At 50.7% G+C, this 26,746-nt stretch carries 31 protein-coding genes and 1 tRNA gene; 26 read left to right on the top strand and 6 right to left on the bottom strand.

Annotated features, from left to right (window positions below; all coding sequences use genetic code 11):
• Nucleotides 1-143: 143 nt before the first annotated feature.
• Nucleotides 144-695, bottom strand: coding sequence for a hypothetical protein (locus ACJJJA_RS13380; protein ID WP_444904926.1), 552 nt, complete (start codon nt 693-695; stop codon nt 144-146).
• A 540-nt stretch (nt 696-1,235) separates the two neighbouring features.
• Here ACJJJA_RS13380 and ACJJJA_RS13375 point away from each other — a divergent pair.
• A complete protein-coding gene (locus tag ACJJJA_RS13375) occupies nt 1,236-2,402 on the top strand; it encodes a patatin-like phospholipase family protein (RefSeq protein ID WP_444904925.1) in 1,167 nt (388 codons plus the stop codon).
• Between the two features lie 78 nt (nt 2,403-2,480).
• Entirely contained in the window at nt 2,481-3,215 is a 735-nt protein-coding gene (locus ACJJJA_RS13370) for an SOS response-associated peptidase family protein (protein ID WP_444904924.1), read from the top strand.
• Between the two features lie 384 nt (nt 3,216-3,599).
• On the opposite strand, the gene ACJJJA_RS13365 is transcribed toward ACJJJA_RS13370, so the two are convergent.
• Nucleotides 3,600-3,687 (bottom strand) — tRNA-Ser (locus ACJJJA_RS13365).
• Between the two features lie 164 nt (nt 3,688-3,851).
• Nucleotides 3,852-6,794 carry an Rne/Rng family ribonuclease gene (locus tag ACJJJA_RS13360; RefSeq protein ID WP_444886371.1) on the bottom strand — a complete coding sequence of 981 codons (2,943 nt, stop codon included), beginning with the start codon at nt 6,792-6,794 and terminating at the stop codon, nt 3,852-3,854.
• Here ACJJJA_RS13360 and ACJJJA_RS13355 point away from each other — a divergent pair.
• Nucleotides 6,793-7,278: a hypothetical protein gene (locus tag ACJJJA_RS13355; RefSeq protein ID WP_252081844.1), complete on the top strand. Its 486-nt coding sequence runs from the start codon at nt 6,793-6,795 to the stop codon at nt 7,276-7,278. The two genes, ACJJJA_RS13360 and ACJJJA_RS13355, sit on opposite strands and share 2 nt — an antisense overlap.
• A gap of 123 nt (nt 7,279-7,401) precedes the next feature.
• Here ACJJJA_RS13355 and ACJJJA_RS13350 read toward each other — a convergent pair whose 3' ends face one another.
• Nucleotides 7,402-7,593, bottom strand: coding sequence for a hypothetical protein (locus ACJJJA_RS13350; protein ID WP_252081843.1), 192 nt, complete (start codon nt 7,591-7,593; stop codon nt 7,402-7,404).
• On the opposite strand from ACJJJA_RS13350, the gene rluC reads away from it, so the two are divergent.
• Together rluC and ACJJJA_RS13340 are read left to right on the top strand one after the other, a co-directional pair.
• Entirely contained in the window at nt 7,592-8,587 is a 996-nt protein-coding gene (rluC, locus tag ACJJJA_RS13345; protein ID WP_444904923.1) for a 23S rRNA pseudouridine(955/2504/2580) synthase RluC, read from the top strand. The two genes, ACJJJA_RS13350 and rluC, sit on opposite strands and share 2 nt — an antisense overlap.
• Nucleotides 8,588-8,599: 12 nt before the next feature.
• Nucleotides 8,600-9,244 (top strand): HAD-IA family hydrolase, encoded by a 645-nt coding sequence (locus ACJJJA_RS13340; protein ID WP_252081841.1) that lies wholly within the window; start codon nt 8,600-8,602, stop codon nt 9,242-9,244.
• Here the strand turns inward: ACJJJA_RS13340 and ACJJJA_RS13335 are convergent.
• Nucleotides 9,234-9,833, bottom strand: a complete 600-nt coding sequence (locus tag ACJJJA_RS13335) for a Maf family protein (protein ID WP_252081840.1) — start codon at nt 9,831-9,833, stop codon at nt 9,234-9,236. The two genes, ACJJJA_RS13340 and ACJJJA_RS13335, sit on opposite strands and share 11 nt — an antisense overlap.
• Nucleotides 9,834-9,940: 107 nt before the next feature.
• Between ACJJJA_RS13335 and ACJJJA_RS13330 the strand changes: the two genes are divergently transcribed.
• From ACJJJA_RS13330 to bcp, 17 genes are all read left to right on the top strand, one after another.
• A complete protein-coding gene (locus ACJJJA_RS13330) occupies nt 9,941-10,483 on the top strand; it encodes a YceD family protein (protein WP_252081839.1) in 543 nt (180 codons plus the stop codon).
• A 74-nt stretch (nt 10,484-10,557) separates the two neighbouring features.
• A complete protein-coding gene (gene rpmF, locus ACJJJA_RS13325) occupies nt 10,558-10,752 on the top strand; it encodes a 50S ribosomal protein L32 (RefSeq protein ID WP_252081838.1) in 195 nt (64 codons plus the stop codon).
• Between the two features lie 3 nt (nt 10,753-10,755).
• Nucleotides 10,756-11,802, top strand: a complete 1,047-nt coding sequence (gene plsX / locus ACJJJA_RS13320) for a phosphate acyltransferase PlsX (RefSeq protein WP_444904922.1) — start codon at nt 10,756-10,758, stop codon at nt 11,800-11,802.
• A gap of 52 nt (nt 11,803-11,854) precedes the next feature.
• A complete protein-coding gene (fabD, locus tag ACJJJA_RS13315; RefSeq protein WP_252081836.1) occupies nt 11,855-12,799 on the top strand; it encodes an ACP S-malonyltransferase in 945 nt (314 codons plus the stop codon).
• Nucleotides 12,800-12,844: 45 nt separating this feature from the next.
• A complete protein-coding gene (gene fabG / locus ACJJJA_RS13310; protein WP_444884691.1) occupies nt 12,845-13,600 on the top strand; it encodes a 3-oxoacyl-ACP reductase FabG in 756 nt (251 codons plus the stop codon).
• Between the two features lie 222 nt (nt 13,601-13,822).
• Nucleotides 13,823-14,059, top strand: a complete 237-nt coding sequence (gene acpP / locus ACJJJA_RS13305) for an acyl carrier protein (protein ID WP_152453358.1) — start codon at nt 13,823-13,825, stop codon at nt 14,057-14,059.
• Between the two features lie 195 nt (nt 14,060-14,254).
• A complete protein-coding gene (fabF, locus tag ACJJJA_RS13300) occupies nt 14,255-15,496 on the top strand; it encodes a beta-ketoacyl-ACP synthase II (protein WP_252081834.1) in 1,242 nt (413 codons plus the stop codon).
• 79 nt (nt 15,497-15,575) lie between these two features.
• Complete coding sequence (locus ACJJJA_RS13295; protein ID WP_444904921.1) at nt 15,576-16,307, top strand: aminotransferase class IV; 732 nt, start codon at nt 15,576-15,578, stop codon at nt 16,305-16,307.
• A complete protein-coding gene (mltG, locus tag ACJJJA_RS13290; RefSeq protein ID WP_286036962.1) occupies nt 16,301-17,365 on the top strand; it encodes an endolytic transglycosylase MltG in 1,065 nt (354 codons plus the stop codon). The genes ACJJJA_RS13295 and mltG overlap by 7 nt, the downstream gene beginning before the upstream one ends.
• Nucleotides 17,366-17,370: 5 nt before the next feature.
• A complete protein-coding gene (gene tmk / locus ACJJJA_RS13285; protein WP_444904920.1) occupies nt 17,371-17,991 on the top strand; it encodes a dTMP kinase in 621 nt (206 codons plus the stop codon).
• A gap of 67 nt (nt 17,992-18,058) precedes the next feature.
• Entirely contained in the window at nt 18,059-19,078 is a 1,020-nt protein-coding gene (locus ACJJJA_RS13280) for a DNA polymerase III subunit delta' (protein WP_444904919.1), read from the top strand.
• Nucleotides 19,079-19,206: 128 nt separating this feature from the next.
• Nucleotides 19,207-19,560 (top strand): PilZ domain-containing protein, encoded by a 354-nt coding sequence (locus tag ACJJJA_RS13275; RefSeq protein WP_020415211.1) that lies wholly within the window; start codon nt 19,207-19,209, stop codon nt 19,558-19,560.
• A 7-nt stretch (nt 19,561-19,567) separates the two neighbouring features.
• Nucleotides 19,568-20,344 (top strand): TatD family hydrolase, encoded by a 777-nt coding sequence (locus tag ACJJJA_RS13270; RefSeq protein WP_444884694.1) that lies wholly within the window; start codon nt 19,568-19,570, stop codon nt 20,342-20,344.
• Nucleotides 20,345-20,372: 28 nt separating this feature from the next.
• Nucleotides 20,373-20,996, top strand: coding sequence for a dUTP diphosphatase (locus ACJJJA_RS13265; RefSeq protein ID WP_444905244.1), 624 nt, complete (start codon nt 20,373-20,375; stop codon nt 20,994-20,996).
• Nucleotides 20,997-21,127: 131 nt separating this feature from the next.
• Complete coding sequence (locus ACJJJA_RS13260) at nt 21,128-22,108, top strand: malate dehydrogenase (RefSeq protein WP_444890161.1); 981 nt, start codon at nt 21,128-21,130, stop codon at nt 22,106-22,108.
• Between the two features lie 394 nt (nt 22,109-22,502).
• Complete coding sequence (locus tag ACJJJA_RS13255) at nt 22,503-23,024, top strand: DUF2244 domain-containing protein (RefSeq protein ID WP_444886357.1); 522 nt, start codon at nt 22,503-22,505, stop codon at nt 23,022-23,024.
• Nucleotides 23,025-23,106: 82 nt separating this feature from the next.
• The gene (gene bcp, locus ACJJJA_RS13250) at nt 23,107-23,583 is read left to right on the top strand and encodes a thioredoxin-dependent thiol peroxidase (RefSeq protein ID WP_252081827.1); all 477 of its coding nucleotides are present in this window, start codon (nt 23,107-23,109) and stop codon (nt 23,581-23,583) included.
• Between the two features lie 248 nt (nt 23,584-23,831).
• Here the strand turns inward: bcp and ACJJJA_RS13245 are convergent, their stop codons facing one another.
• A complete protein-coding gene (locus tag ACJJJA_RS13245) occupies nt 23,832-24,014 on the bottom strand; it encodes a hypothetical protein (protein ID WP_252081826.1) in 183 nt (60 codons plus the stop codon).
• On the opposite strand from ACJJJA_RS13245, the gene ACJJJA_RS13240 reads away from it, so the two are divergent.
• The 4 genes from ACJJJA_RS13240 (at nt 24,006) to ACJJJA_RS13225 (ending at nt 26,740) form a co-directional block, all read left to right on the top strand.
• Nucleotides 24,006-24,452, top strand: a complete 447-nt coding sequence (locus ACJJJA_RS13240; protein ID WP_020415217.1) for a helix-turn-helix domain-containing protein — start codon at nt 24,006-24,008, stop codon at nt 24,450-24,452. The genes ACJJJA_RS13245 and ACJJJA_RS13240 overlap by 9 nt on opposite strands.
• A gap of 115 nt (nt 24,453-24,567) precedes the next feature.
• Nucleotides 24,568-24,900: a preprotein translocase subunit YajC gene (yajC, locus tag ACJJJA_RS13235; RefSeq protein WP_020415218.1), complete on the top strand. Its 333-nt coding sequence runs from the start codon at nt 24,568-24,570 to the stop codon at nt 24,898-24,900.
• 136 nt (nt 24,901-25,036) lie between these two features.
• Nucleotides 25,037-25,627 carry an OsmC-related (seleno)protein gene (locus ACJJJA_RS13230; protein WP_444904918.1) on the top strand — a complete coding sequence of 197 codons (591 nt, stop codon included), beginning with the start codon at nt 25,037-25,039 and terminating at the stop codon, nt 25,625-25,627.
• Nucleotides 25,628-25,714: 87 nt separating this feature from the next.
• Nucleotides 25,715-26,740 (top strand): D-cysteine desulfhydrase family protein, encoded by a 1,026-nt coding sequence (locus tag ACJJJA_RS13225; RefSeq protein WP_444886355.1) that lies wholly within the window; start codon nt 25,715-25,717, stop codon nt 26,738-26,740.
• The last annotated feature ends 6 nt before the right edge of the window (nt 26,741-26,746 follow it).

Here is a 26,746-nt window from a genome sequence, read left to right as displayed (position 1 = left end):
TCAGACTTTTCACAAACCTGTTATGAAGACTTTGCCTCGTTAAGCAAGCCAGGCGCTGAAGTCTGTATAGGTATTCCGGAGCTACTCAGAGATCCCACAATTTAAAGGTCATACAATAAGCAATTGTGATGGCCTTTCAGTTTTTAGCCCCGTCTATTGACAACACTGGAGTAAAAACCCATCAGATAAGAGTTGGGCACTTCGATAACCGAGCGATGACCTGACTTTGCATAAAGCATCACTCTAAGGCTTTCTCGCTTCTTGAGAGCATTGGTGATCTGATTTTCACTCAATGTGACTTCCAGAGTTTCTTCAAGCATGCATTTAAATGCTGATGCACAGTTGAGGACTTTTCGATCGAGTTGGGATAGCTCAACCTCGTTTCCACCACTAAATGTGGCTGTGTCATAGTTGCGCCAGTTTTCTCGGTATGTGATATCAATACGCAGTTGGTATTGGCGGCTTCCGCCATTCTTGGGGGCAAGAGCACGTAGCATATAGTAGTACAGGTTGTGATCCGAGCCATCGGTGGTTGCCTGCATTGGAGGGCCGCTATATTCAGTTGCGTTATTTTCGGAACTATTATGTATCGTTACCGCCTGACGAACTTCACTAGCACTTTTTTGTGTGATGCTTGTGGTGGCGCTACATCCAGCTAGTAAGACAGCTGCCAGGTAGGTGGTGAACTTAGTCATAGGTCTTTTCCCAGTTTATTAGGGTTCTTTTATGGGGGGAGTATCTCATAATTGACGCTAATTGTAGGGATTGATGCATTTTTTTTGACAAATGCCAGCGATAAAGTTTTGCATAAGGTTTGAAAGACCAGGATGCTAATGAATCAGTTAAGTCTGTTAGAACATATAGTGTGAGCAAGCTTAGAGAGGCTAGGCGTAACGTTCGTTAAGGATAATTGTAAGGCTATGAATAGGATAATGGCAGTAGGGCATGAGTAGTCAATATCTGTATTTGCCTACAGAGAAGAAAAGCCACAAGTAATTCGTTCTTATTTTTTTCGAAAAGAAGGATTATCTGGCTCTTTTTATGTCTGTTTGGATAAGTGTCTTGGGGGTGAAATTTTATATAGGTTTAATGCTTTACTTGGGGGAATTTGTTTGTGGTATGTTATTTTTGATAAGACACAAGTCTCTCTAAATAGAATTTACAGCTAGCTTATGATGGTAGAGTCAAACTTAAGGTTTGTGCTTATACTTTGTATGTAGGGTAGAGGTGCTGTAATGAAAGTCAAGCATTCTGTAGTCATTTTCTTTTTGTTAGTAGTGGCTCTAGGTTTGCTGGTTTTTTCTTACAATTATGTTTTTGTTCGCGGTATCAAGTTTGATTCCCAGCCAATTACAGAGGAGTTAATAAAAAGCAATGAGGCGTTAGAGAAAAAGGAAACAATTAATATTCTGATCATTGAAGGGGGTGGCGTCAGGGGGCTTATTCCTCTCTATGTGATACAGCATATTGAGAAACAATTGGGGAAGCCTGTAGAGGAAGTGTTCGACGTCTTTAGTGGAGTTTCAACAGGTGCGATTATTGCCACCAGCTTGAATATTCCCCTTTCTCAATTGGGTCGGCTTGATTTTGATCATGACAACATTTCCTCAAGAAGTGAAAGGTTAATAAAGGTATATGAAAAAGAAAGTGAGTTTTTGTTTTCAGTGCCCTGGTATCATAATGCCTTGACATTAAATGGATACCTCTCGCCGCAATTTATGGGTGCCCATCTTTCAGAAGTCTTGGAAAGGAATTATTCTCCGGCGATGAACTTCACCAGCTTAAATAACTATGTGATTATCCCGTCGCTGGATGTACATAATGGAAGGTTGCATCTATTTAAGAATAGAGGGATAAAAGCTTTAGATTTGCCTACTAATACGCTTTATCAGCTTGTTGCTGCTGCATCGAGTGCAGAGGCTTTTTTTACCCCTGTTGATTTTGTGGGGCCAGACAAGAAGATTACTCATCGTTACTTTGCAGATGCAGCAATCACGGCTAATGATCCGGCTAACGTTATCTTGCATGATGTAATAAAAAATTTTCCAGGCAAAAACTACTACTTGCTGATTCTTGGTTCCGGAATACACCCAGTTCATACTATGGGTTTTGATTATAGAAGTCTAAAGAGTTGGGGGAAATTACGCTGGTTCCATGATGCAATATTTAGCATGACACGATCAATGGACTATCAGCAGATATTTTCTCTGGAAATTGCCGAGTCTTTGGCACCTTCGCGGGTGAAATATGATTATCTTAATGTTGAGCTTATTGACCCCTTTGTGGGTCCTTTTGATTACAAATCAATTGACAAGCTTAAGATTCTTTCAGATAGGCTTATTGACGAAAATGAAGAGGAGATTGATAAAATAGTGGATTATCTGAAGGGTGAAGGCAGCTGATACACTCCTCTTAAATTCTCTTTCTTCTTTTAATCATCTTATTAGTGTGGTTCAGGCCACATTCTACGGTGAATTTCCATGTGCTACTCCTTTACGGTCCCTAGTGACAAGACGCTGTCATTACTTCCTGTAGGGTTTAGAGCGGATGTGAATGCCTGGAATCAATTCCGCTTCAACCAGAAGTGGGAGAACTGCTCTGCTAAAGCGGAGGTTCGCCACGCGCTCGGGTTGAAGGGGCTACCTCGTGTCAGTCAATTCCGTCTTGCAGGGCCAGGCGAAAGAGTATACCCCCGCTATTTTGCGCCTAGTATAGTATGTGATGGAGGTAATAATTGGTTGCGCCCGCTACGTTACTCGATACGCCCATCCAACTCGGCTTGGGATCTAGCAGCAAAATACAGTCTATATAACGCTCGGCTAGATAGATTGCTTGAAGCAAAAACCTGGCGCCCCCTGATTGGCCGCCAGCATGGGATATTACCATTCACGAGTTTCTTTGAGTGGGTCGAACACAAGGGTAAGAAAGCTCAGGCCCAGTTTACCCCAAAGGGTAAAGATTTGATGTGGGCACCAATCCTTTGGGACTACTGGGAATCATTGGGGGGAGAGGTTGGTTACTTCTCATGCACCTTGATTACCGATGACCCGGCTCCAGAAGTTGAGGCGGTTGGCCATGACCGTAGTCCAGTTTTTCTAGGGGCGGATCATATGTTGACTTGGTTAAATGCTGAATCTAAATCAGCTGAGGGTTGGCAAGATTTCTTGGCTGGGCATCGTGAGCCAGTAGCTTATCGTCACCACATGATGGTATGAGCAATGGAAGCCGCTTGCTCATGGGCATATCCTGCCCGGTAGGTCTTTATTTTTACATGCTGCGCTCATGAGTAGTATGCGCTGTCCTTATGATGCTCACCTTTTTTTCTGTGGTGGTATTTGTGGCGCTGGACGGTCAGCTGACTTGTTAAAGTTATTGATGGGGGCGCGAGTAGTTACTAGTTACTGGCAGCCAATGAAAATATCCGCCAGTTCCTATCCGGGATGGGTATGAACTGATTGCGGAGGGAATGCCACGGTGCCAATTCGATACAGCAGGGGTGGAGCGGCTTTTGCTGTGAAGATCTTACAAAAGTTAAGTGGGGGAGCACAAAGGGCACAAACAAAAAAGCCCTGAAAAATCAGGGCTTTCTGCATGAATAATGGCGGTGGGGCAGGGATTCGAACCCTGGGACCTGTTACAGTCAACGGTTTTCAAGACCGCCGCTTTCGACCACTCAGCCACCCCACCAAATTGTGCTGTGCATTATACATAGCTTCGTGCTACATACAAGTGCCGTTTTAAATTTTTTCAATTAGTTCAATGGGTTAGGTGATTTATTGACCAGTCAAGGGAAATTCTTCAGATGTAAAAAGCCGCCAGCAGCTGAACTGCTGGCGGCTTTGATTGGTTGCTTAGCCTGCTTCTGCAGAATTGTGGTCAGTATTAGCCTGTGTTACTTGACGTGCCACACGCGGGTCATTGGCTGGGCGTGCAAGTGCGCGAGGGCTGTGCTGGATGGCCGCTGGTTGAGCGGTGTCTAGCGGCTGCTGGGAGCCTATGTCACGATGCTCTGTCACGATCGCCAACTCCAGCAATGGTTTGGGGTTGATGCGCGGGTCGTTGCCGGCGCGTCCCTGAGTTGCCGGCGTAGCGATTTCCTCAGAAGCTTTAGCTTCTGCAGCCATCATTTCCTCTCTGGCGATAGCGTCGCCTTGCTCTACCGATGCCTTTGCGGCTTCACTGGCTTCTTTTAGGGCAGTTTCTTCAGCATCTTCAGTTGCTGCGGTAGCCTCCACGTTAGTAGCAGGTGCCGACACTTTTGTGGCTTGTACTTCTTGAGAGGCTTTGGGGGTTACCAGGGTAGGAGAGGGTTGCTCTTCTCTGGTTGCAGTAACCTTTTCAGGTGTTACTGGCTGCTGAGCGGGTGCCTCGTTTGTGATTGCTGGCTGTGCCTTTGGGGAGGCCTCTGCAACTGGTTTTACTTCCGCCTGGCTTTCAGAAACCTTAGGCGCAAAAGGCTTTTGCTCAGGAGCCTTCACTACAGGCTTGGGCTCGGTTACCTGGGTGGGCTCGGGAGCTTTTTGCTCTTTGTGCTTGGGCTTCGCCGCCTCACTCACAGGAGCTTCGCTTAAGTTTTTGGCTGCGGTATCCCTGGATTTCCTGGCTTCACTTTCCGCTTCGTCAATCGCTTCATTGACTTCGCGATTTAGCTCTTCCTGGCTCTGAGCTACGGCTGTGGCGGCAGTGTTTTCTGTACGGCGGCCACGACGACGAGCTTGTGGACGGCCGCGAACATTGCTGGGGCGACGTGCCGGGCGATCCTGATCGGCGCTTTCATCTACCTGTGAGATGTTTTCGTTAGTGTTACCCTCGGAGACGTTGCCGCGATTTTCATCTTTACGGCGATTGTCTCCGCTACGGCGGCGGCGGCGACGGCGCTGTCCTTCACCGCGGTCGGCTCCGCTATCACGCTCATCGAACGACTTTGTGGTCTGCCTGGCTTCGCGCAGGTCATCGCTCTTGCTATCTTCGCGGCGATCGTCTTTGCGGCGAGTCTGACGTTCATTGCGACTGCCACGGTTGCCACCGCGCTGATTGCGATTACGGTTGCGATTGCGCTGGTAATCTTTACCGCGGTTTTGGGACTTCTGATGCTTTTTGGGCTCTTCTTCTTTGCTGGTGAAAAGCTCAGCAATAGCGTTTATCAGGCGGCTAAACAGACCTGGCTCCGGTTTTTTCTCCGGAGTTGGTGCCGGTGCGGTGTGCGCGAGCGGTTGTACAGCAGGCTGTGCTTGTGGGCGCTTAGGCTGCTCTTCTTTCTTGGTGACAGTTTCCTCTACGCTTCCAGATATTTTATAGGAGGTTTCAAGGGTAGATGTGTCGTCATCGCGTAGGCGCTGAACTTCAAAGTGCGGCGTTTCAATTTCCGCATTTGGTACGACCACTACGCGGGTTTTATTACGTGACTCAATTTGGGAGATCGCCTTGCGCTTCTCGTTGAGGAGGTAGGTGGCAACGTTTACCGGGGTAATTGCGCGAATCTCTGCGCTGCGCTCCTTCTTGGCCTCTTCTTCTACTAGGCGCAAGATAGAGAGGGCCAGAGATTTGGTGCCGCGAATAGTGCCTTGGCCGCTACAGCGGGGGCAAACGCGGAAGGTGGTTTCACCGAGAGATGGGCGCAGGCGCTGGCGTGACATTTCCAGCAAGCCGAAGCGGGAGATGCGGCCAACTTGTACACGGGCGCGGTCCATGCTGAGAGCTTTCTCCATGCGCTTTTCAACTTCGCGCTGATTGGACTTGCTTTGCATGTCGATAAAGTCGATCACGACCAGGCCGCCCATATCGCGCAGGCGCAGCTGGCGGGCAATCTCATCGGCGGCTTCCAGGTTGATGTTGCGCGCGGTCTCCTCAATGTCTCCGCCTTTGGTGGCGCGGGAGGAGTTGATATCAATGGAGACAAGTGCTTCAGTCACATCAATAACGATTGAGCCACCGGAGGGAAGTTTTACTTCGCGTTCAAAGGCAGTCTCAATCTGGCTTTCGATTTGGTATCGGTTGAAGAGCGGAATGCTATCTTCGTAGAACTTTACCTTGTGGGCGTAGTGGGGCATTACTTGTTCAGCAAAGCCCTTTACTAGTTTAAAGGCATCCGCATCATCAACAATAACTTCACCAATATCATCGCGCATGTAATCGCGAATCGCCCGGATGATTACATTGCTTTCCTGGAAGAGGAATTCGGGCGCGCTATTTTTGTCCGCTGATTCTTTGATTAAGCTCCACAGTTGCAGGAGGTAGTTGAGATCCCATTGCAGCTCTTCGCCACTGCGGCCCACACCGGCGGTGCGTACAATCATGCCCATGCCAGAGGGGACATCCACGCTGGCTAGGGCGTCACGTAGTTCAGAGCGTTCATCGCCCTCGATGCGACGGGAGATGCCGCCGGCACGGGGGTTGTTCGGCATTAGTACCAGGTAGCGCCCGGCGAGACTGATAAATGTGGTGAGGGCAGCGCCTTTGTTGCCGCGCTCTTCCTTATCTACCTGGACAACAACCTCCATCCCCTCTTTGACGACATCTTTAATCTTGATGCGGCCTTCGATGTCCTTGGGTTGCTTGAGGAAGTATTCTCGGGAAATTTCTTTCAGGGGAAGGAAGCCGTGGCGCTCTTCACCGTAGTCGACGAATGCGGCTTCAAGCGAGGGTTCTACACGGGTGATTTTACCTTTGTAGATGTTGGCTTTTTTCTGTTGACGGGTGCGATTTTCAATATCCAGGTCATAGAGCCACTGGCCGTCCACCAGTGCTACACGCAACTCCTCAGGCTGGGTTGCGTTGATCAACATTCTCTTCATGCGTGTCGATTTCCTTGCGTTGCGCAAAGGTGAGACACCGCTCATTGCAGGCTTGCTTATGGGCCGCCAAGAGGAGATGACCTGGTGGCGGGGCAGGGAAGTTAGAGAGGCTGTCTGTTCCGCAAATTCAGTCTACGCGGCCTTTCGAGACGAGCGTTCGCCCAACATTCCACTGCAAAAACTCCGGATATGCGATGCTGTGCTGCTATCCGTTGGCACTTACCAGTACCTTTCTTCCTTTAGTACCTTACGTTTAGTACTGCCCTGTACCGGGGCCGTGGGTTTCCATGGCCGGGTTGGGCGCCACCCTTGGGTCAGTTTCAAGCTGGGTGGCAAGGTTTGCGTCATCGTTTCTAGCTCTGTAGCTCGGCTTTTGGCCGCTACTCTTCTTCTATATTTTGTTGACCAGGTTAAAGTAAGCAGTTGTCTCCTGGTTGCCAGTTCGGTCGCTGGCATTATCTACAGAGCGGGACGCAAGTTTTGAGTCGTCCTTTCAAGCGCTGCGGGTCGCGGCCCGTCTTACCTTCGCGATTGTTACCCACTTAACTGTGGGCTGTTGTGCTGGTGAGGCCCCCTTGAGATTCTCGTTTTGGGGAGTGCTCATCAGCTAAGTTTTTATCAATAACACGGGTATGCCCGCGCACTGGCCGAACAGCAGTATTTTCTCCGAAGCCATGGCTATTTCTTCATGTGGGAAGCCGCCGATGACCGAAAACCAGCCGAATTCAGGCCGGCCGAATATAGCACGGGCAGGGAGGTGCTTCAATTGTCCTTGCGGCGGCGCTATGATGCGCGTCATGCGAAGTACACCTCCCCTGAAAACGGCTGCGGCCGACACTCCCTCTGATACCTGGAACCCCTCTGGTGGCGTGCAGTTTTTGACTGTGCCTGAAGAACTGGCTGGGCAGAGGATTGACAATTTCCTTCAGGCACGCCTAAAAGGTGTGCCCCGTTCACGCGTTTACCGAATCCTGCGCAAGGGTGAGGTAAGGGTAAATAAAGGACGGGTAAAGGCAGAATACAAGCTCGCGGCGGGCGATGTGGTGCGTGTGCCGCCAATTCGTGCGGCAGAGCAGGCTCCTGCCCCCCATGCTGGAGAGCAGCTACGCCAGTTGGTGCACGACTCCATACTTTATGATGACAAGGGCCTGCTTGTGATCAATAAGCCTGCCGGCCTTGCCGTTCATGGCGGTAGTGGCGTCCGGCTTGGCTTGATTGAAGTGCTCCGGCAGATGTATCCGCAGAGCCCATTTATTGAGCTTGTGCATCGCCTCGACCGGGATACTAGCGGTGCGATCATGGTGGCGCGCAAGCGTAATGTTTTACAGCATGTGCAGGCGGAACTGAGGGGCGGACGGATTGGGAAGTCTTATCTGGCGCTGGCGGTAGGTAAATGGCCTCGAGGTAGGAGGGTTGTTGAAGCCCCGTTGCGTAAAAATACCCTCAAGAGTGGTGAGCGGATGGTCGCGGTGCATCAGGATGGAAAGGCTTCCGAGACGCGCTTCCAGGTGTTGGAGCGTTTTAAAGCGGCAACACTGTTGGGCGCAGAGCCGGTAACCGGGCGCACCCACCAGATTCGCGTGCACGCCCAGTTTGTTGGTTGTCCCCTGGCGGGTGATAATAAGTACACCGGTGATGAGGATAACCGTGCGTTTCGTGAGCGAGGCCTTAAGCGTCTTTTCCTGCACTCGGCTTCTGTGCGCTGCACGCTTCCAGACGGCACCGATGTGCATGTTGAAGCGCCGCTACCCACTGAAATGCAAGCGCTATTAAAGAAGTTGCGAGACGAGTAAAGGGGCGCGGCGATGCTGGTTATTCTCGATTGGGATGGCACTGTTTGTAATTCCGAGGCGCGGATTGTTGGCTGCATGTTGCGCGCGGCGGCGCGAGTTGGTTTGCCGGCACTTTCTCCTGGAGCGGTGAGCAATATTATTGGGTTGGGTTTGCCGGAGGCGGTGGCCACTCTTTTTCCTGAGGCTGTTGATAAAGATCGGCAAGCCTTGAAGCAATTCTATTCAGAGGAGTGGATGGCGGCGCGAGTGGAACCCCTACCTTTATTTGATGGGGTTTTAGATACTTTGGATGCGTTGCTTTGCCAGGGGCATCAGTTGGCGGTCGCCACGGGGAAGAGTCGTCGAGGCCTCAGTCGGGAGTTTGAAGAGCATGGCATGGAGCACTTATTTATAGCGAGCCGCTGTGCAGATGAAACTGCTTCCAAGCCAGACCCATTGATGCTGAGTGAACTGCTAGCTGAAGTTGATTGCGGTGTTGATGATGCGGTGATGGTTGGTGACACCACTTATGACTTGGCAATGGCGGCAGCGATTGGTATGCCCGCCGTGGGGGTTAGCTATGGCGCTCATTGCCCAAGTCGCCTGCGGGAGTGTAATCCCCAGGCGATTATCGATGAGTTTTCCGGGTTGCTGGGTTGGCCGCCGCTTAGCTCTTAGCAGTTGATTTCAGTGGATCTATACCAAATTCGCCGAGCAGATCTACCAGACGAATTAGGGGTAAACCTATAAGAGTGTTGATGTCGGTGCCGTCGAGCTTTTCAAATAATGCTATACCGAGGCCCTCCACTTTAAATGAGCCTGCACAATCGTAGGGCTCTTCCAGCTCAATATATTTTTCAATTTGCGGAAGGCTGAGTGGCCGGAAATACACTGTAAAGGTTTCCACGGTGCTCACTTGGCGGTTGCTTGCGCTTTCCAGCAAAGACAGCCCTGTATGGAAGGTAACTTTGTTGCCGGAGCAGGCCTGTAATTGAGCAATGGCTTTGTCGCGGTTACCGGGCTTGCCCAGAATTTGTCCCCGGCATTCTGCAACCTGGTCGGAGCCGATGATCAGGGATTGGGGGTTGTCTCGCATTAAAGCGCGAGATTTTTCCTGTGCGAGCCTTAAGGCAAGGGCGCCAGCGGCCTCCCCTGGCTTGGCATCTTCATTTATATGGGGAGATGCGGTCTGAAAGGGGAGGTGGAGTTGCTTCAGTAGCGCCCTGCGGTAGGGGGAGCTGGAAGCTAGTATCAGTGTGGAGGCCATTATTTGGGCGGTTCCATGGTTGTTAGGTCAAAGTTTGTGACCGAGCGATACTGCAGTGACTGAATTGTTTTGACAAGGGTAGGGTGAGTCCATAGAATTGCGCGCTTATGTCGATAGCCCCCTCTAAATCAGTATTGCCTAAGAGCGTTGACGCTCGGAAATTGGTGCAGCGCGAGCAGTATCTGGAAGGTATTTTGCCTCTGGAGTCACTGCAGCGACTACGTGAAGCCGTTGAGTCTGTGAAAGGGGAGGTCGAGGCTGAAATCCAATTTGGCCGCGACCTGCAAAATCACCTCACTGTTAGCGGTAAGGTGCACTGCACGGTGGATTTGTTATGCCAGCGTTGCCTGCATCCTGTAGGCGAGCAACTCGAGGCGCAGTTTTGCTGGGGTATCGTTTGGTCTGAAGAGCAGGGCAAGGCTCTTCCCAAAGACTTGGATCCGGTGATTCAGGATGGCGATGAGCTGGACTTGCACCAGATCCTCGAAGATGAAATTTTGCTCAATCTGCCGATGGTGGCTTATCACGATGAGGAGTGTGTCTCCAAGGAGACTTTCCATATTGGTGAGAAGGCATCTGAAGCGGGCGAGCAACGGGAAAACCCCTTTAAAGTGCTGGAGCAGTTGAAGGGTTCTTCGGGAAAATCCTAGATTTTCTCTTAGAGTTTGGGCTCGCCGGTAGGCGCCCCGGTTCCAGCGAAATTTGTTTATTTTAGGAGCTAGCAATGGCTGTTCAACAAAACAAGAAGACTCGTTCCCGTCGCGGTATGCGCCGTTCACACGACGCGCTAGGCGCCGGTGCAACTCTCTCCGTAGACCCGACTACTGGTGAAAAGCACCGTCGCCACCACGTGACCAAAGATGGTTTCTACCGTGGTCGCAAGGTGATCGACATCGGCGGCGGCTCCGAAGAAGAGTAAGCTTTGTCCAGCCAATTGCGATTGGCCGTGGATGCAATGGGCGGGGACTTAGGTCCCCGCTCTGTCGTTCCGGCCTGTATTAGATTTCTTCAAAATTTCCCTGAAGCGCAGTTGAAACTTTTCGGCCCGCGCGCGCAATTAGAAGCTCTGCTCCTCGAGCAGCGCCACGCTCAAATTCCCGATCGCCTTGAAATCATCCCTTGTGAGCAGGTTGTTACCCAAGAGTGCAACCCTTTGCAGGCGGTTCGCCATAAGCGCAACTCCACTATGGCCCAAGCTCTAAAAGCTGTGGCGGAAGGTAGTGCCCAGGCAATGGTTACCTCTGGAAATACCGGCGCCCTTTTGGCCTTAAGTCGCAGTGTTCTGGGTAATATTGAGGGCGTTCGCAAGCCGGCACTGGGCAAGTCTGTACCCTCAGGGCACGGTTCCTGCTACCTTTTGGATCTCGGCGCAAATGTGGGGTGCAGCGCGGAAGATCTACTGCAGTTTGCGCGTATGGGTATTGAGGCTCAGCATCTCCACACTGGCGTTCCGCGTGCGGACATTGAGGTTGCACTGCTGAATATTGGTGCCGAGGCGCACAAAGGTACTGCTGAAATACGCAGGGCGGCCGAGCTCCTCGATGGGGATCCACAGGTTAACTATGCGGGTTTTGTGGAGGGGCACGACATCTTTACCGGGGCTGTCGATGTAGTTGTGTGCGACGGTTTGATGGGAAATGTTGCCATGAAATCCGCCGAAGGCGTGATTAGACTGATGGGTCAAAAAGCGTTCACCATTGAGAAAAAGGGGTGTTTCAAACGTTTTTTTGGCCAATTAGCCATAAAGCTGTTGCGAAAATGGCGCACACAGGTGGAACCCGCTCGCTATAATGGCGCCAGCTTTGTAGGGGTGAAGGGCAACGTGATTAAAAGTCACGGGGGTGCCAGCAGCGAAGCTTTTTACCGGGCTATGGTGACGGCAAAAGAATGTGCCGATGCCGATTTGGCTGCCAGAGTTGGCGCCGCCTTGGTACAAGCTGGCGAGCGAAACTCAAAGGAAATGGGGTAGATACTACACCTCCCTCCTACTGAAATTTGCCAAACAGGTTTAAGGATATCTTATGACCAATGCCGCGCTTGCATTCGTCTTTCCGGGGCAGGGATCTCAAAAGATCGGCATGCTCTCCGAAATTGCTCAGGAGGCCCCTGAAATCCAATCCACCTTTGCTGAAGCCTCAGAAGTTCTGGGATATGACCTCTGGGATCTCTGTCAAAATGGTGAGCAGGAAGCAATCAATCTTACCCAGCGTACACAACCTCTTCTTTTAGCCTCCAGTGTTGCTCTCTATCGCCATTGGCGCGCTCGTGGTGGTGCGGTGCCCGCTCGCATGGCAGGGCATAGTCTTGGGGAGTGGTCGGCATTGGTGTGTTCCGGTGTCCTGGCTTTTAAAGATGCTGTCCACCTGGTTCGTGAACGTGGCCGCCTGATGCAGGAAGCTGTACCCGTGGGTACAGGAGCTATGGCCGCAGTGATTGGGCTTGATGATGATGTGGTGGGAGAGCTCTGTGCTAAAGCCGCTCAAGGTGAAGTGGTGGCTGCGGTGAACTACAACTCTCCGGGCCAGATCGTAATTGCAGGCAATAGTGCTGCTGTGGAAAGGGCGATAGATGCCTGTAAGGCGGCCGGTGCAAAGCGTGCCATGCCTTTGCCGGTGAGTGCGCCATTTCATACTGAGTTAATGCGTCCGGCAGCGGAGAAGCTCGCCCCGCAGATCGAGGCGGCGGAATTCAGTGCCCCGCAAATCCCTGTTGTACACAACGTGCATGCCGAAACTGAATCTGATCCTGCGAAGATCAAGGCTTTGATGATTGAGCAGATATATAGTCCGGTTCGCTGGACTGCCTGTGCGCAAAAGCTGATAAACGATGGTGCTTCCCAGCTGGTCGAGTGTGGTCCGGGTAAGGTGCTGGCTGGTCTCATTAAACGTATTGATCGGAGTGCCGTTTGTCACGGTATAGACACTCCCAGCAGCTTTAATGAGGCGCTGAGATCTACAGCTGCCTGAGTTGCTCAGGCACGATGGCAATGGTCAAATAAGGATAAAGCAAGTATGAGTCTGAAGACCTCCCTTGAGGGCAAAGTTGCCTTGGTCACTGGTGCCAGTCGCGGCATAGGTGCAGCAATTGCGGATATGTTGGGCAGCCAAGGTGCAGTGGTCATTGGTACTGCCACTAGTGCTGGCGGTGCCGAAAAAATTAGTGCGCGTTTCGCCGAGCAGGGCTTCAATGGCGCAGGTATGGTACTTGATGTCACCAGTGCGGATAGTATCGCTGGGCTGCTAGAAGTAGTGAAAAATGATTTTGCGGCGCCGACCATTTTGGTTAATAACGCGGGAATCACAAAAGACAACTTGCTCATGCGCATGAAAGATGATGAGTGGGACTCGGTGATCGAGACAAACTTATCCGCTGTCTACCGTATGACAAAAGCTTGCCTCAGAGATATGACTCGGGCGCGCTGGGGGCGTATCATCAATATCAGCTCCGTGGTGGGTAGCATGGGCAACGCGGGTCAGAGCAATTACGCGGCCACCAAGGCTGGAGTAGCGGGTTTTGCTCGGTCTTTGGCTGCAGAGATCGGCTCTCGCGGCATTACTGTGAATACGGTCGCCCCGGGTTTTATTGATACCGATATGACCAAAGTGCTGCCTGAGGCGCAGCGCGAGGCGCTTCTTGGTAAGATCCCTCTGGGTCGTTTGGGGCAGCCTGAAGAGATTGCCTCTGTTGTGGCCTTCCTGGCGAGTGATGCCGGAGCTTATGTCACGGGGGAGACGATACATGTCAATGGCGGCATGTATATGGCCTGAGGTACGTTGAAAATATTTCAATAACCTATTGATTTTTAAAAGTTTTTTGTATTTGCTGATGGTGCCGCAGAGCCGTGCATTACAACCCTAAAAACTTGGGGTACAATGGCCTCTGAATTATCCAAAAGCTGTGTGAGCCGGTCGTTATCGCTGTTAATTGGATTGGCGAAATAACAATAGCGACTAAAACAGATTTTTACCCACTAGGAGTTAAATTGAATCATGAGCAGCATTGAAGAGCGCGTTAAAAAGATCGTTGCTGAACAACTGGGCGTGAAGGAAGAAGACGTTAAGCCTGAAGCCTCTTTTGTTGAAGATCTGGGCGCGGACTCACTCGACACAGTTGAGTTGGTAATGGCTTTGGAAGAGGAATTCGAAACCGAAATCCCCGATGAAGAAGCTGAGAAAATCACAACTGTTCAGCTGGCAATTGATTACATCAAGGACAACCTTGGTTAATTCCTGCTGGGTGGTTTAGGCGCGAACAGTTTTATTACTGTGCGTAGCCAAGCGTTTCTGAGAGCCGTTCTATGTTACATAGCGCGGCTCTCTTTATATTTGCACTATGGAATTGTGACTGCTGTTCTAGTGTTGATTCCTTCGTACGTAGATTGAAGGGAGAGCAGTGGCAGTAAGAGTTTCGGGGGGACCGCAGTGTCGCACAGAAGAGTTGTTGTAACCGGAATGGGCGCAGTGAGCCCGCTGGGTAACACCGTAGAGGAGACTTGGTCTGGCATCCTAAAGGGCGTCAGTGGAGCTGCTCCAATAGAGTCATTCGATGTTTCGGCGTTCTCAACCCGCTTCGCCGCTATGGTGAAAGATTTTGATCCGACTCCTTATGTAGCCGCAAAAGATGCGCGCAAGATGGACACTTTCTTGCAATATGGCCTGGTTGCGGGTAACCAGGCGATGGAAGATAGCGGTCTGGAAATTAATGAAGAGAATGCGTCGCGTATGGGGACCTGTATCGGTTCCGGTATGGGAGGCATTTTGGCTATTGAAGATAATGCCCTGTTGATTGCCGACAAGGGCCCCCGACGAGTGTCACCATTTTTTGTGCCGGGTGCCATCATCAATATGGTCGCTGGCAATTTATCGATAAAATTTGGTCTTCGGGGCCCAAATCTCGCTGTCACAACAGCCTGTACTACTGGCACTCATGCTCTGGGATTGGGTATGCGGACCATTCAGTATGGCGATGCGGATGTTATGGTGTGTGGCGGGGCCGAAATGGTCACTACGCCTGTTGGGCTCGGTGGTTTCTGTGCGGCCAGAGCGCTCTCTACGCGCAATGATGACCCCAAGACGGCCAGCCGCCCCTGGGATAAAAGTCGAGATGGTTTTGTGCTGGGAGAGGGAGCCGCGGTACTTGTCCTGGAGGAGTACGAGCACGCGAAAGCCCGCGGCGCAAAGATTTACGCAGAGCTTGCAGGCTTTGGTATGAGTGGCGATGCCCATCACATGACTTCGCCTCCAGAAGATGGTGCTGGAGCTGCGCTCTCCATGCAGAATGCACTTAATGACGCCGGTATGAATGCTGCTGATATCCAGTATATCAATGCTCATGGCACCTCTACGCCATTGGGAGATACGGCTGAAATTCAGGCTGTTCGTGAGGTTTTTGCAGATTCTTTAGAAGAGCTGGCGGTAAGTTCTACAAAGTCTATGACTGGCCACCTTCTCGGTGCTGCAGGAGCTCTTGAAGCAGTTTTCTCTGTCCTCGCTCTGCGCGATCAAATGGCGCCGCCAACAATCAATTTGTATGACCCAGACGAGGCTTGTGAAAATATCAATCTAGTGCCTCAGGAGGCCCAGCCTAGAGTAATTAATTCGGTACTATCTAACTCTTTTGGGTTTGGTGGCACCAATGGTTCATTAATCTTCAAGCGAACCTGATCTGTCTGCCCGCCTCTGGGCGGGCAACTCCCTTCCTGATATGTGCAAATTGCCACAATTTTTTCTCAGAAGCCGACCTGTGCAGAGCTTGCCTGCTGATGAGAGTTACGAAGATGGAATCCTCGAAACCATGCGCTGTCACAACGGAAGGTTGCCGCTGTGGCCGCTACACCGAGAGCGCCTGGCCCGGAATGCTGGTTTGGATGAGCTGCTTCTTAAAGAGATTGATCAGTGCATACCCCGGTTGGTTGAGCAGCTTAACCAGAAAATGGCGATCGCCCGATTGCGGCTGGGTTCGGTTGGTGGTGAGTGGTGCTGGGATCTGTCCTTGTTGCCGCTAAATTTGACTGCCGAGACTGAACTTGGAGTTCGGCTTTACCCCTGTAAGACCTATCTACCGCTTTCAAAAAGTAGGAACTTAGGCAGCAAACTTCTATGTCGCAATCGATATAATAAGGCGAAATCTGAGCTTCCTGACGGGGAGCGTATCGATGGCCTGATGTTAGATAGTGAGGGCAGGGTTATCGAGAGCTTGCGTTGTAATTTACTGGCTCGCTTTGGTAATACCTGGATAACGCCTGATTTGCATCGCTGTGGTGTCCGGGGCGTCATGCGGGACTGGTTATCCAGTGAGATTCAGTGGCAGGAGCGAGATTTAGAAATTCGGGATCTGAGCGGGGCTGATGAAGTAGCATTGTGTAACAGCGTGCGCGGGGTATTGCCGGTTGTCGAGATTATCGGTCATCAACGTTGGCCGATCGGGGCTGGTGTTCGAGGGTTGCAGCATTTGATCATGGAAACATTGTGGTAAAGAAAAAGCGGACAAGCTCTCCTTTCAAGTTTTGGAAAATCCTGTTTAGTGGTTTTCTCCTCGTTGCCTTATTGGGCGGAGCCTCTCTGTGGATGTTACAGATGGCCCTAGCGTCTCCGCTGGCTGTGGGAGAAAAGGGCCTGCAATTCCAAGTGCAAAAAGGTAGCAGCTTATCTGGAACCTTGCGGAAATTGAAAAGTGACGGGGTGATTAGCTGGCCGCGATTGATTCTTGCCTATGCCTATTGGGAGGGCAAAACCGATATCCACTCTGGTGAGTATCTGATACCCAGCGGAAGTACGGCAGTGGATTTAATTACCCGGTTAAACCGGGGTGACGTCACCATTTATCGACTTACTTTAGTCGAGGGGTGGACTTTCCGGCAGGCGCTGCAAAAGATTCGCTCGGGGCAGAGGGTTGTTAGATCTGAGGCTGGCAGTAGTGTCAGTGCCGCGGCCAGGGCTCTTGGCCTGAAAGAGGGTGCTGAGGAAGGTTGGATTTTCCCAGATACCTATGTATATCGCTCTGGGACTACAGATATTGAGCTTTTACGCGAAGCGTATGAACGTATGCAGCGCGTGCTGGATGAAGAGTGGCAGGCAAAAGAGGATGGCCTCCCTTACGCAACACCCTATGAGGCCTTGATTATGGCTTCGTTGATTGAAAAGGAAACTGGTCAGCCTTCCGAGCGAAGTCAAATTGCCGGAGTTTTTGTGCGGCGCCTAAATATGGGCATGCGCTTGCAAACCGATCCCACCGTAATTTATGGGCTGGGGGAAGACTATGATGGTAACCTCACCCGAGCACACCTTCGCCAGCCAACCCCGTATAATACTTATGTAATCAATGGGCTCCCCCCTACGCCAATTGCACTGCCGGGACGCGCGGCTATCCGCGCCGCACTGAACCCAAAGCCCGGCAAAAGCCTGTATTTTGTAGGTAAGGGGGATGGTTCACATCATTTCTCAGCCACTCTGACAGAGCACAACCGTGCGGTGCGGGAGTATCAGCTGAAAAGACGAGCGGATTACCGCTCCAGTCCGGCAAAAGGAAATTAGAAATAGTGTCGCGCGGAAAATTTATAACCCTGGAAGGCGGGGAGGGGGTTGGCAAGTCTACCAACCTGCAGTTTATTACCCAGTGGTTAACTGATCGTAATATTCCATTTATTCAAACCCGTGAGCCAGGCGGCACTCCCCTGGCTGAGCAGCTGCGGGAGTTGCTACTGGCTAAGCGTGACGAGGCTGTTGATCCCACGGCGGAGCTGCTTATGGTTTTTGCCGCTCGAGCACAACATCTGGCGAAAGTGATTATCCCGGCCTTGAAACGGGGTGACTGGGTGATTTGTGACCGCTTTACTGATGCCACTTATGCCTACCAAGGTGGGGGGCGAGCGCTTGACAGGGCTCTAATCGAGCGCTTAGAAAATGATGTGCAGGGAGATTTGCGGCCTGATAAGGTGCTTCTTTTAGATTTGGACCCGCAAATAGGTTTACAGCGCGCTGCCAGTACTGGAGCTGCCGACCGGTTTGAAAGTGAGCAGCTGGCTTTCTTCCACCGGGTGCGTGAAGCTTATCGTGAACGTGCTCAGGCAGCCCCTTCGCGCTATGCCGTTGTCGATGCTAGTCAACCTTTAGTGCAGGTCCAGCAACAGCTGGGGCAGGAGTTACAGCGGCTTCTTTGATGCACGCTTTAAAATATGGTCACCACTAGTGTGGTGAAGTTTCCAGTTACAAATTTGGCAATTGGCAGTGTCTGAAGTACCTGAACATACCCCTATTCCTTCTTTACTACCCTGGCAAACGGAACAGTGGCAACGGCTTGGTACCCAGTGGCGCGCTGGTCGATGCCCTCATGCCCTATTACTGAGTGGCCAGCCTGGTCTTGGCAAACGCGCTTTTGCTGAGGCTTTTTCTGCGCTGGTATTGTGCGAGCAGCCCAGAGAAGGGCAGGCCTGTGGAAGTTGCAAGGATTGCCACCTTTGGCAGGCGGGGTCGCACCCGGATTTTCTTCGGGTAGAGCCTGAAAAGGTAGGCGGTCCGCTTAAGGTTGAACAGATTCGCCAGCTGGGGGATTTTGTCTCCCGCACCAGTGGGCGCGGGGGGGCGCGCTTGGTATGGCTGGCGCCAGCGGAAGCTATGAACATCAATGCGGCCAATGCGCTATTAAAAAACCTGGAGGAGCCTGCGGCATCAGTGATTTTCCTTCTGGTCAGTGACTCTCCCGCAGGTTTACTGCCAACAATTCGCAGTCGTTGCCAAGCTGTTGCTTTTCCATCCCCTTCTGCAGAAATGGCATTGCAGTGGCTGCATGGATATGGTTTGAAGGAAGGTGCGGCAACCAAGGCCCTGGCGTTGGCCGGTGGGGCGCCATTATTGGCTGCGCAATTGGCCGAGCCAAAATGCGAGGAAGTTCGGGAGCGCTTTCTGGGGGAGCTAATTGCCCTAGCTCAGGGTAGTGCAAGGGCTGTGGCAGCTGCAGGTCGCTGGGAGACTCCGCCCGAGCCTGCAGATCTGGCCCAGCTTATTCAATTTTGGCAGCAGTGGGTTGCCCAAATGGCTAGGGTGCGCAGTTGTGATTCCACTGGCGATACTCAGGTTATGACCCTTCTTCAGAGGTTCCCAGGAATAGGGCAAGGCAGTTTGCGCCCACTGTTTGGTTTTTACGATCACCTCGTTCAGGCGCGTAAGGGGCTTGCGAGTGGAGCGAATCCCAATCGTCGCTTGTTGCTGGAGGAGTTGATGATACGGTGGTCTAGGCTTTTTGCTTAATGAGAAATGTAAAGCCGTAACCACACGCGGGGGCATTAAGCTTCTTTCTACCGGGAACGTGTAGTGTTCTGGACAGAAACAGTACGCTCAGATAAGTTAGCGCAACATTTAAAACATTGAGGTTGAGCATGAAAGCCATGGGAGGCGGTGCCCGAAACGGCATCCTATCGCTGAAAATCCAGGATAAGTCGGTTCTCTATGCCGCTTATATGCCCTTTGTAAAAAATGGTGGCTTGTTTATCAGCACGGATAAATCCTACAGCCTCGGCGATGAAGTATTCCTGTTGTTAAGCTTGATGGATGAGCCGGAAAAAATTCCGGTGGCAGGCAAGGTTATCTGGATAACCCCTAATGGAGCCCAGGGAAACCGTACGCCGGGTATTGGCGTTCAGTTTGGTGACAAGGACAACATTGCACAAAACAAGATAGAAACTTACCTGGCTGGCACCCTTGAATCCAGTCGACCTACTCACACGTTGTAATTTTCACATGCTCGTAGATTCTCATTGTCACCTGGATAGACTGAAACTCGATAAATTTGATGGCGATCTGGATGCAGTCTTGGAGTTCGCACGCAGCCGAGGAGTTGGGAAATTCCTATGTGTTGGTATCAGTCTGGAAAATGCAGATGCCGTCGTAGAAATCGCCTCAAAATATGAGGATGTTGTTTGCTCTGTTGGAATACATCCGCTGGATGTTGAATCCGGTCTCGCTGGGGTGGACGAACTGATCGCGATGGCTGAGCGTCCCAAGGTAGTGGCACTTGGGGAGACTGGTCTTGATTATTATTACAGTACGGACACCAAAGAGACCCAACAGCAGAGCTTTATTGCTCACTTGCAGGCCGCAGGTCAGGTGGGGTTGCCGGTTATTGTGCACACACGCGATGCTCGTGAAGATACAATTCAGTTGATTCAAGAGTACGGAAACCCACAAACAGCCGGTGTATTGCATTGCTTCACTGAGAGCTGGGAGATGGCCAAGGCCGCATTAGATCTCAACTATTACATTTCCCTCTCCGGTATTGTGACATTTAAAAATGCTGAGGATCTGCGCGATGTTGCGCGCAAACTGCCGCTCGATCGCCTGTTGGTGGAAACAGATTCTCCCTACCTTGCACCGATCCCTTATCGTGGCAAGCCCAATATCCCGGCATATGTGCGAGAAGTAGCCGAATTTATTGCTGAGTTGCGCGGAATTTCATACGAGCAGCTGGCTGAAATCACTACAGAAAACTTTCTCCGATTATTTCCTCGGGCTGCCTAAGCCCGGCTAGTTAGAAGTTCCCTATATGATGAAGCAACAATTGCAGGTCATGCTGACCCTGCAGGACGAAATTAATACCGTTGTTAACAAAAACTGGCGTGCGCAAAATTTTGCCTGGTATCGCGCGATCTGGGTAGAAAGCGCGGAACTCTTGGATCATTACGGCTGGAAGTGGTGGAAAAAGCAGCAACCGGATATTGACCAGGTAAAGTTGGAGCTGGTGGATATCTGGCATTTTGGCCTGAGCCTTGAGCTGCAACAGGGCTCTCCGGCCCAAGTTGCTGAAAAGATGCTGAGGGAATTAGAGGCTGGCCAGCGAGAGCCCGGTGATTTTCGTGAAGACCTGGAGGCCTTTACTTTGAGCACCTTGGCAAGTAAACAATTCGATCTGCCAGGGTTTGCGCAGCTTCTTGCCGACACAGAGATGCCTTTTACTGAACTGTATCAACGTTATGTAGGAAAGAACGTACTCAATCGATTCCGCCAGGATAACGGTTACAAAGAAGGAACTTATGTGAAGAACTGGGGCGGACGTGAAGACAATGAGCACTTAGCGGAAATCGCTGCTGAGCTTGATGCCTCGGCAGTAGATTACAGCGAGCAGGTTTATCGCATTTTGCAGCAACGTTACCGGGAAACTGCCTCGGCTTGAGCCTTTTTTTGGCGTCTCTTATAAAAAATTAAAGTTTTGTTAGGCAAATTGAGTTGGGAATTGCTCCGCTTGAGGTGAAATTTGCTCAAGAGGCCCTATAATGCGGCCGCTTACAAACGAGGAGAACTATCGTGAAAGCACCTGTTCGTGTTGCTGTTACCGGCGCTGCCGGTCAGATCAGCTATTCGCTGCTGTTCCGCATCGCTTCCGGCGAGATGCTGGGTAAAGATCAACCAGTTATTCTGCAGCTGCTGGAAATTACCCCGGCACTAGAAGCGCTGAAAGGCGTTGCTATGGAGCTTGAAGACTGCGCCTTCCCGCTGCTCGCGGGTATCGTTCAGTCCGATGACGCTACTATTGCGTTCAAAGATGCAGATTATGCTTTGCTGGTCGGCGCGCGTCCCCGTGGACCGGGTATGGAGCGCAAAGACCTGCTGGAAGCTAACGCTGCTATCTTCTCTGCACAGGGTAAAGCCCTGAACGACGTTGCTTCTCGTAACGTAAAAGTACTGGTTGTTGGCAACCCGGCTAATACCAATGCCCTGATTGCTCAGCGCAATGCGCCAGACCTGGACCCGCGTAACTTCACCGCGATGACCCGTCTGGATCACAATCGTGCTCTGTCCCAGCTGGCGAATAAAACTGATTCCAGCGTTAACGACATTACCCATATGACCATTTGGGGCAACCACTCTTCCACTCAGTACCCAGACCTGCACCAAGTGAAGGTTGCCGGTGCTGCGGCGATGGATAAAGTGGAGCAGGAGTGGTACGAAAACGACTTCATCCCGACGGTTCAACAGCGTGGTGCAGCTATCATCAAGGCGCGTGGTGCTTCCTCTGCGGCTTCTGCTGCCAATGCTGCTATCGACCATATGCGCGATTGGGCCCTGGGCACCGCTGAGGGTGACTGGACCAGCATGGCTGTATTCAGCGATGGTTCCTACGGTATTCAGGAAGGCCTGATTTACTCTTTCCCTTGCACCTGCAAAGGTGGGGATTGGGAAATCGTACAGGGTGTTGAGATCAATGAGTTCTCCCGTGAGAAGATGACTGCAACCGAGCAGGAGTTGGCGGAAGAGCGTGATGCAGTCGCTCACCTGCTGCCCTAACCCTGTCGATTGATCGGCCTTGATGGCCGGTTCGTCTAAAAAGCCCGCACCGGTGTGCGGGCTTTTTTATTTGGCTCTTCGGCGCTGATTTATTGACTTCGCTGTAGCTATAAAATCGCCAGCTAGTCCAGATAAAAAAGTTTGCGTATTTCAAGTAAGAAGTAAGCGATACCAAGTGAGGGCATTTCCTCTTATTTTTTCAATCCCGCCAACAGTGGCTTATTCAGAAAGGCTAGATTAGGGTTCCTTTAGCCGCAGCTTAATAAAGTGACTTTTGCTAATGGTATTTAAAATAGAATTGGGTAGCCTGAATACTGGCGGGTCGTTATACGAGTGTGGGCTGATGGCGGCGGCACTACACTGATTAGGTAAGTATTGTCTGGAAGTATTTGCCATGGTCACAGAAGTCGGCCGCCAAGCCCCTCGATGCGCCTGTATTCTTCTTCAGCCTAATCAATCCCTGTCGGCAACGGGAAATCTTTGGGTGTTCTTTTCCCTGGTTGGTGTTTCCCTTGGTATTAGTTTGGCTTTTGCCTTTGCTGGGGCTTGGATGATCCTGCCATTTGCAGGGTTGGAAATTTTACTACTTGCAGTTTTATTCACCTATGTCTACCTAGAAGGGACCCGTCGCGAAGTAATCCGCATTAGCGATGAGCGGGTTGTGTTCGATTGTTGTAAAGGGTTCCGCCAGCAATCTGTCTATCATCGGGAGTTCTCACGGGGAAATCTTGCCTTGCTGGTGAGGATGGGTAACAGTCCGGCTGAGCCTGCCTCGGTGACCTTTAGCGGTCCAGAAGGATGCCTGGAGGTAGGTGAGTTTTTGACCGATGCAGAGAAGGCAGAGTTAGTGCAAAAGCTGAGGAAAATAGGCATTTTTGCGCGCAGGGAGAAGGAGTTTCGCTTGCACCAGTTTTGAATGATGGAGTTCTTGGCATTTCAGTTAGTACTTTTCGTTATAATCCCCCCAAAACGTAAACCAACACTTCAGGGGATTTCTTATGTCTTTTCCCAAAATTGGCAATTTGGCACCGGCATTCACACTGACAAACCAAAGCGGAGAGAAGGTTTCACTGAAAGATTTCCGCGAAAAAAGCAATGTTGTGCTTTATTTCTACCCAAAGGCACTGACCCCAGGTTGTACAACACAGGCTTGTGGTATCCGGGATAGTGCCGATGCGTTTAAGGAGCTAGACACTGTTGTTCTCGGTGTGAGCCCAGACCCAGAAGCTAAGTTGCAGCGATTTATTGATAAACATGAGCTGAACTTCGACCTCCTGTCCGATGAGGATCACAAGATTGCGGACAAGTACGGTTGCTGGGGGCTGAAGAAGTTTATGGGCAAAGAGTATATGGGGCTAATCCGGACAACTTTTATCATCGACAAAAGTGGACGCTTACGCCATGTTATCGACAAAGTGAAAACCAAGACCCACAGTGATGATGTGCTTGGCTGGGTGGCTGAAAATCTGGATTGATTATCTGTTACACAGCTTCTGCAAACTCTTTCTAAGGGGGTAGGGTAGCCTCTGGCCCCCGAATTTCCTTGAGTTTTCATTGAAATTGCGTACAGGGACCATTCAATTTTGTCTTCTGCGGCACAATAAGATGAAAAAAACCACTGTCGTCCCTTGCATTCTCAATTCTTGGTCTATACTGGCAGATGTAAAGGAAAGGTGCGCCGGCGAGAGAGTGTTTCTCTTTGGGTATTGCCGGAGCGGTTAGTTTAAAAATTGTACATCTCTGTGAAGGATTCGATGTCTGTTTTTGGTGCATCCCGCATCGAGTAGTAGTCCGCCGAAGTTGTAGGTGTGTTGGTGTGGGCAGGGGCAACCGGGATTCGCTGGATGCGGACATAGAAAAATAACTGCGGCTCACGGAACTCAAAAGGAGCAGCTCGATGAACCATACTCAGCCCGACCAGACTTCGCTCTCTGAAGATAAATCCCTGCAGCAGGCCAGAATATCCGGCGACCCGAATATTCTCGACCAGCTGCTGGCCCCACCGGAAGCTACCAGCTTTGGCATTGCTGCCAGAGTCATCGATGTGCTCGAACAGCGCATTGGTAAGGCTTCTCTCGCTATTCGCCCCGTTGCTTCCGACTTAAGCATGTCCACCCGGACTTTGCAGCGTCGTTTGCAGGAGCATAACTTGAGCTTTGCCTCACTGCGTGACCACGTGCGCTTCCGCCACGCGGTGCACTTCCTCAAAGATACCGCCCTGAGTGTTGACGGAATTTCAAGGATTTTGGATTTTTCTGATCGGACCAGCTTTACCAGTGCCTTCAAGCGCTGGACCGGTATGTCGCCAACTGGTTATCGCCGTCAGGTGCGTCAACGCTTTTAAGTGAGTGCGAATTGGTTAGGCCGGTCTCTTGTTGATCGGCCCAATCCGTTGCCTCAACAGGGGAAACCCGTTAGAGTTGGCGGCAATTTTATAGGCTGACTCTTTGAGGTTTTGCATGAGCTTTTTTATCCCCTCCGCCATGGCACAGCAAGCGGCACCGGCGCCACAGGGTAACCCCATGATCACCCTGTTGATGTTTGCGGGCCTGTTCGCTTTCATGTGGTTTTTTATCATCCGTCCTCAGCGCAAGCGCCAGAAGGAGCATCAAGAGTTGGTTGGTGCACTGAAAAAGGGTGACGAAGTCGTGATGAGCAGCGGTATGCTGGGTCGTGTAGACAAGGTGGACGAAGATTACATCGTGCTGGAAGTTGCAGACAATATGTCTTTGAAGTTCCAGAAAGTAGCAGTTCATGCTGTTTTGCCCAAGGGCACGATAAAGAAGATCTGATAGTTTTTTACTAGATTTTTTAGTCATTCAGATTGGAAAGCCCGGCATATGCCGGGCTTTCTCGTTTTTCGGCAAGTGAGATTTACTCGGGCGATACTTCTGGTTAATTGATTTAGAAATTTTCAGGAGGTCCTATATGCAAAGCGATAGCCAAAATGCTTTGAAAGCAGCCATTGTTAGAAAAGTTACGGCACTTCCTAAGTTATCCAAAATTCAAGTGGATCCACCACTTAAAGAACGGGGAAGTTTTCACTTTCAAGTTAACCTCTCGGTTAAAGCAGCTTTGGAAGAGGGATACCTGAAAACTGCGACTGTACAAGCGAACGTACCGGGATGTGGTGCTTTTGAATTACTCTGCGATGAAGGCACCATTATTGGTGGTGCGGATAGCGCACCGGCACCACTTGATTACCTATCAGCAGGTATTGCTTTTTGTTTTCTCAGTCATATCAGCATCTACATTAATCAGAACAAACTGAATATTGAAAGTGTCAAGATTGAGCAACAGATGCGTTTTAAGGCTGAGGTGTACAATATGCAGGAATGTACTGATATTCCACCTAAGGGGGTCTGTGAAGGAGTAGAAACCGTTGTTTTTGTTAAATCTGCAGAGTCGAGGGAAGCGATTGAGAGAATGGTGGGAGTTTGCCGCGCTGCCTGTATGGGATTACAGACTGTAGTAAATGCTGTTCCTGCCAGGATTACATTGGCTTTTAACGAGTCCTAGAATTGTTACCTTTACGGGGGATTTAGCATAGACAAGGCTTTATGCCTTTACCGATAAGCCTTTTTGGTATTTGCAGTGGAACTTGCTATGCCTGACAGTTTGCCGATTTCTTTACCTGAGCGGATACGTTTAGCCCATCTTCCCACGCCTATACAGCCGCTGGATAGGATTAGTAAACAATATTCCTTTCCTTTTGGCGGCCCTAGAATTTGGATAAAAAGGGATGACCTGACTGAATCTGGAATGTCAGGTAATAAATTGCGAAAACTTGAGTTTGTTGTTGCTGAGGCCTTAAAGCAGGGCAGCGATACCTTGATCACCGCTGGGGGTATTCAGTCCAATCATTGCCGCACCACTGCACTTGTCGGTGCTCGCTTAGGACTCAAAGTGCACCTGTTATTGCGTGGTGAGCCCATAGCCCAAGCAGATGGAAACCTACTGCTGGATCAGTTGGCGGGGGCAGAAGTGAGCATCCATTCGCCTGAAAATTTTGCCAAAGATCTCAAGCGGCTGTTCAATTTTTGGTCTGATCAATATTCGAAGCGCGGGCACATTCCCTTCCGTATCCCTATTGGTGCCAGCGATGGTCTGGGATTGTGGGGGTATCTCTCGGCTTCGCAAGAACTTATTACAGATTGTCGAATGAGAGGATTCCGGCCGGATCATATTGTGTGTGCCACTGGCAGTGGAGGTACCCAGGCGGGTTTAACGATGGGGTGCTATCTGCTGGGGCTTGGTGTTCAGGTCACAGGTTATGCTGTCTGCGATAATGCCACTTATTTTCAAACCAAAGTGAGAGAGGATATCCGCCATTGGAGCAGGTTATCGGGAAACCCTGTGGATTTGCAATCTCTGCAAGTGCATGTGAACGCCGACTATATTGGGCCGGGGTATGCCAAGGCTGAACCTCCAATCTACGAAATGATTGAAGAGATTGCTGCTCTAGAGGGCATCTTGTTGGACCCTATATATACCGGTAAAGCTTTTTATGGGCTGATGCAAGAATTGAGAAAAGGCCATTATAAAGGATCTAGTAACCTGGTATTTCTGCATTCGGGGGGGCAGTTTGCCTTGTTCCCCTATCGTCATAACTTCTCTTTTAATAGGGTTTAGGCCCCT

This window comes from Microbulbifer mixtoriginis (SeqCode) (assembly GCF_052466865.1).
This window is presented reverse-complemented; position numbering and strand designations above follow the sequence as displayed.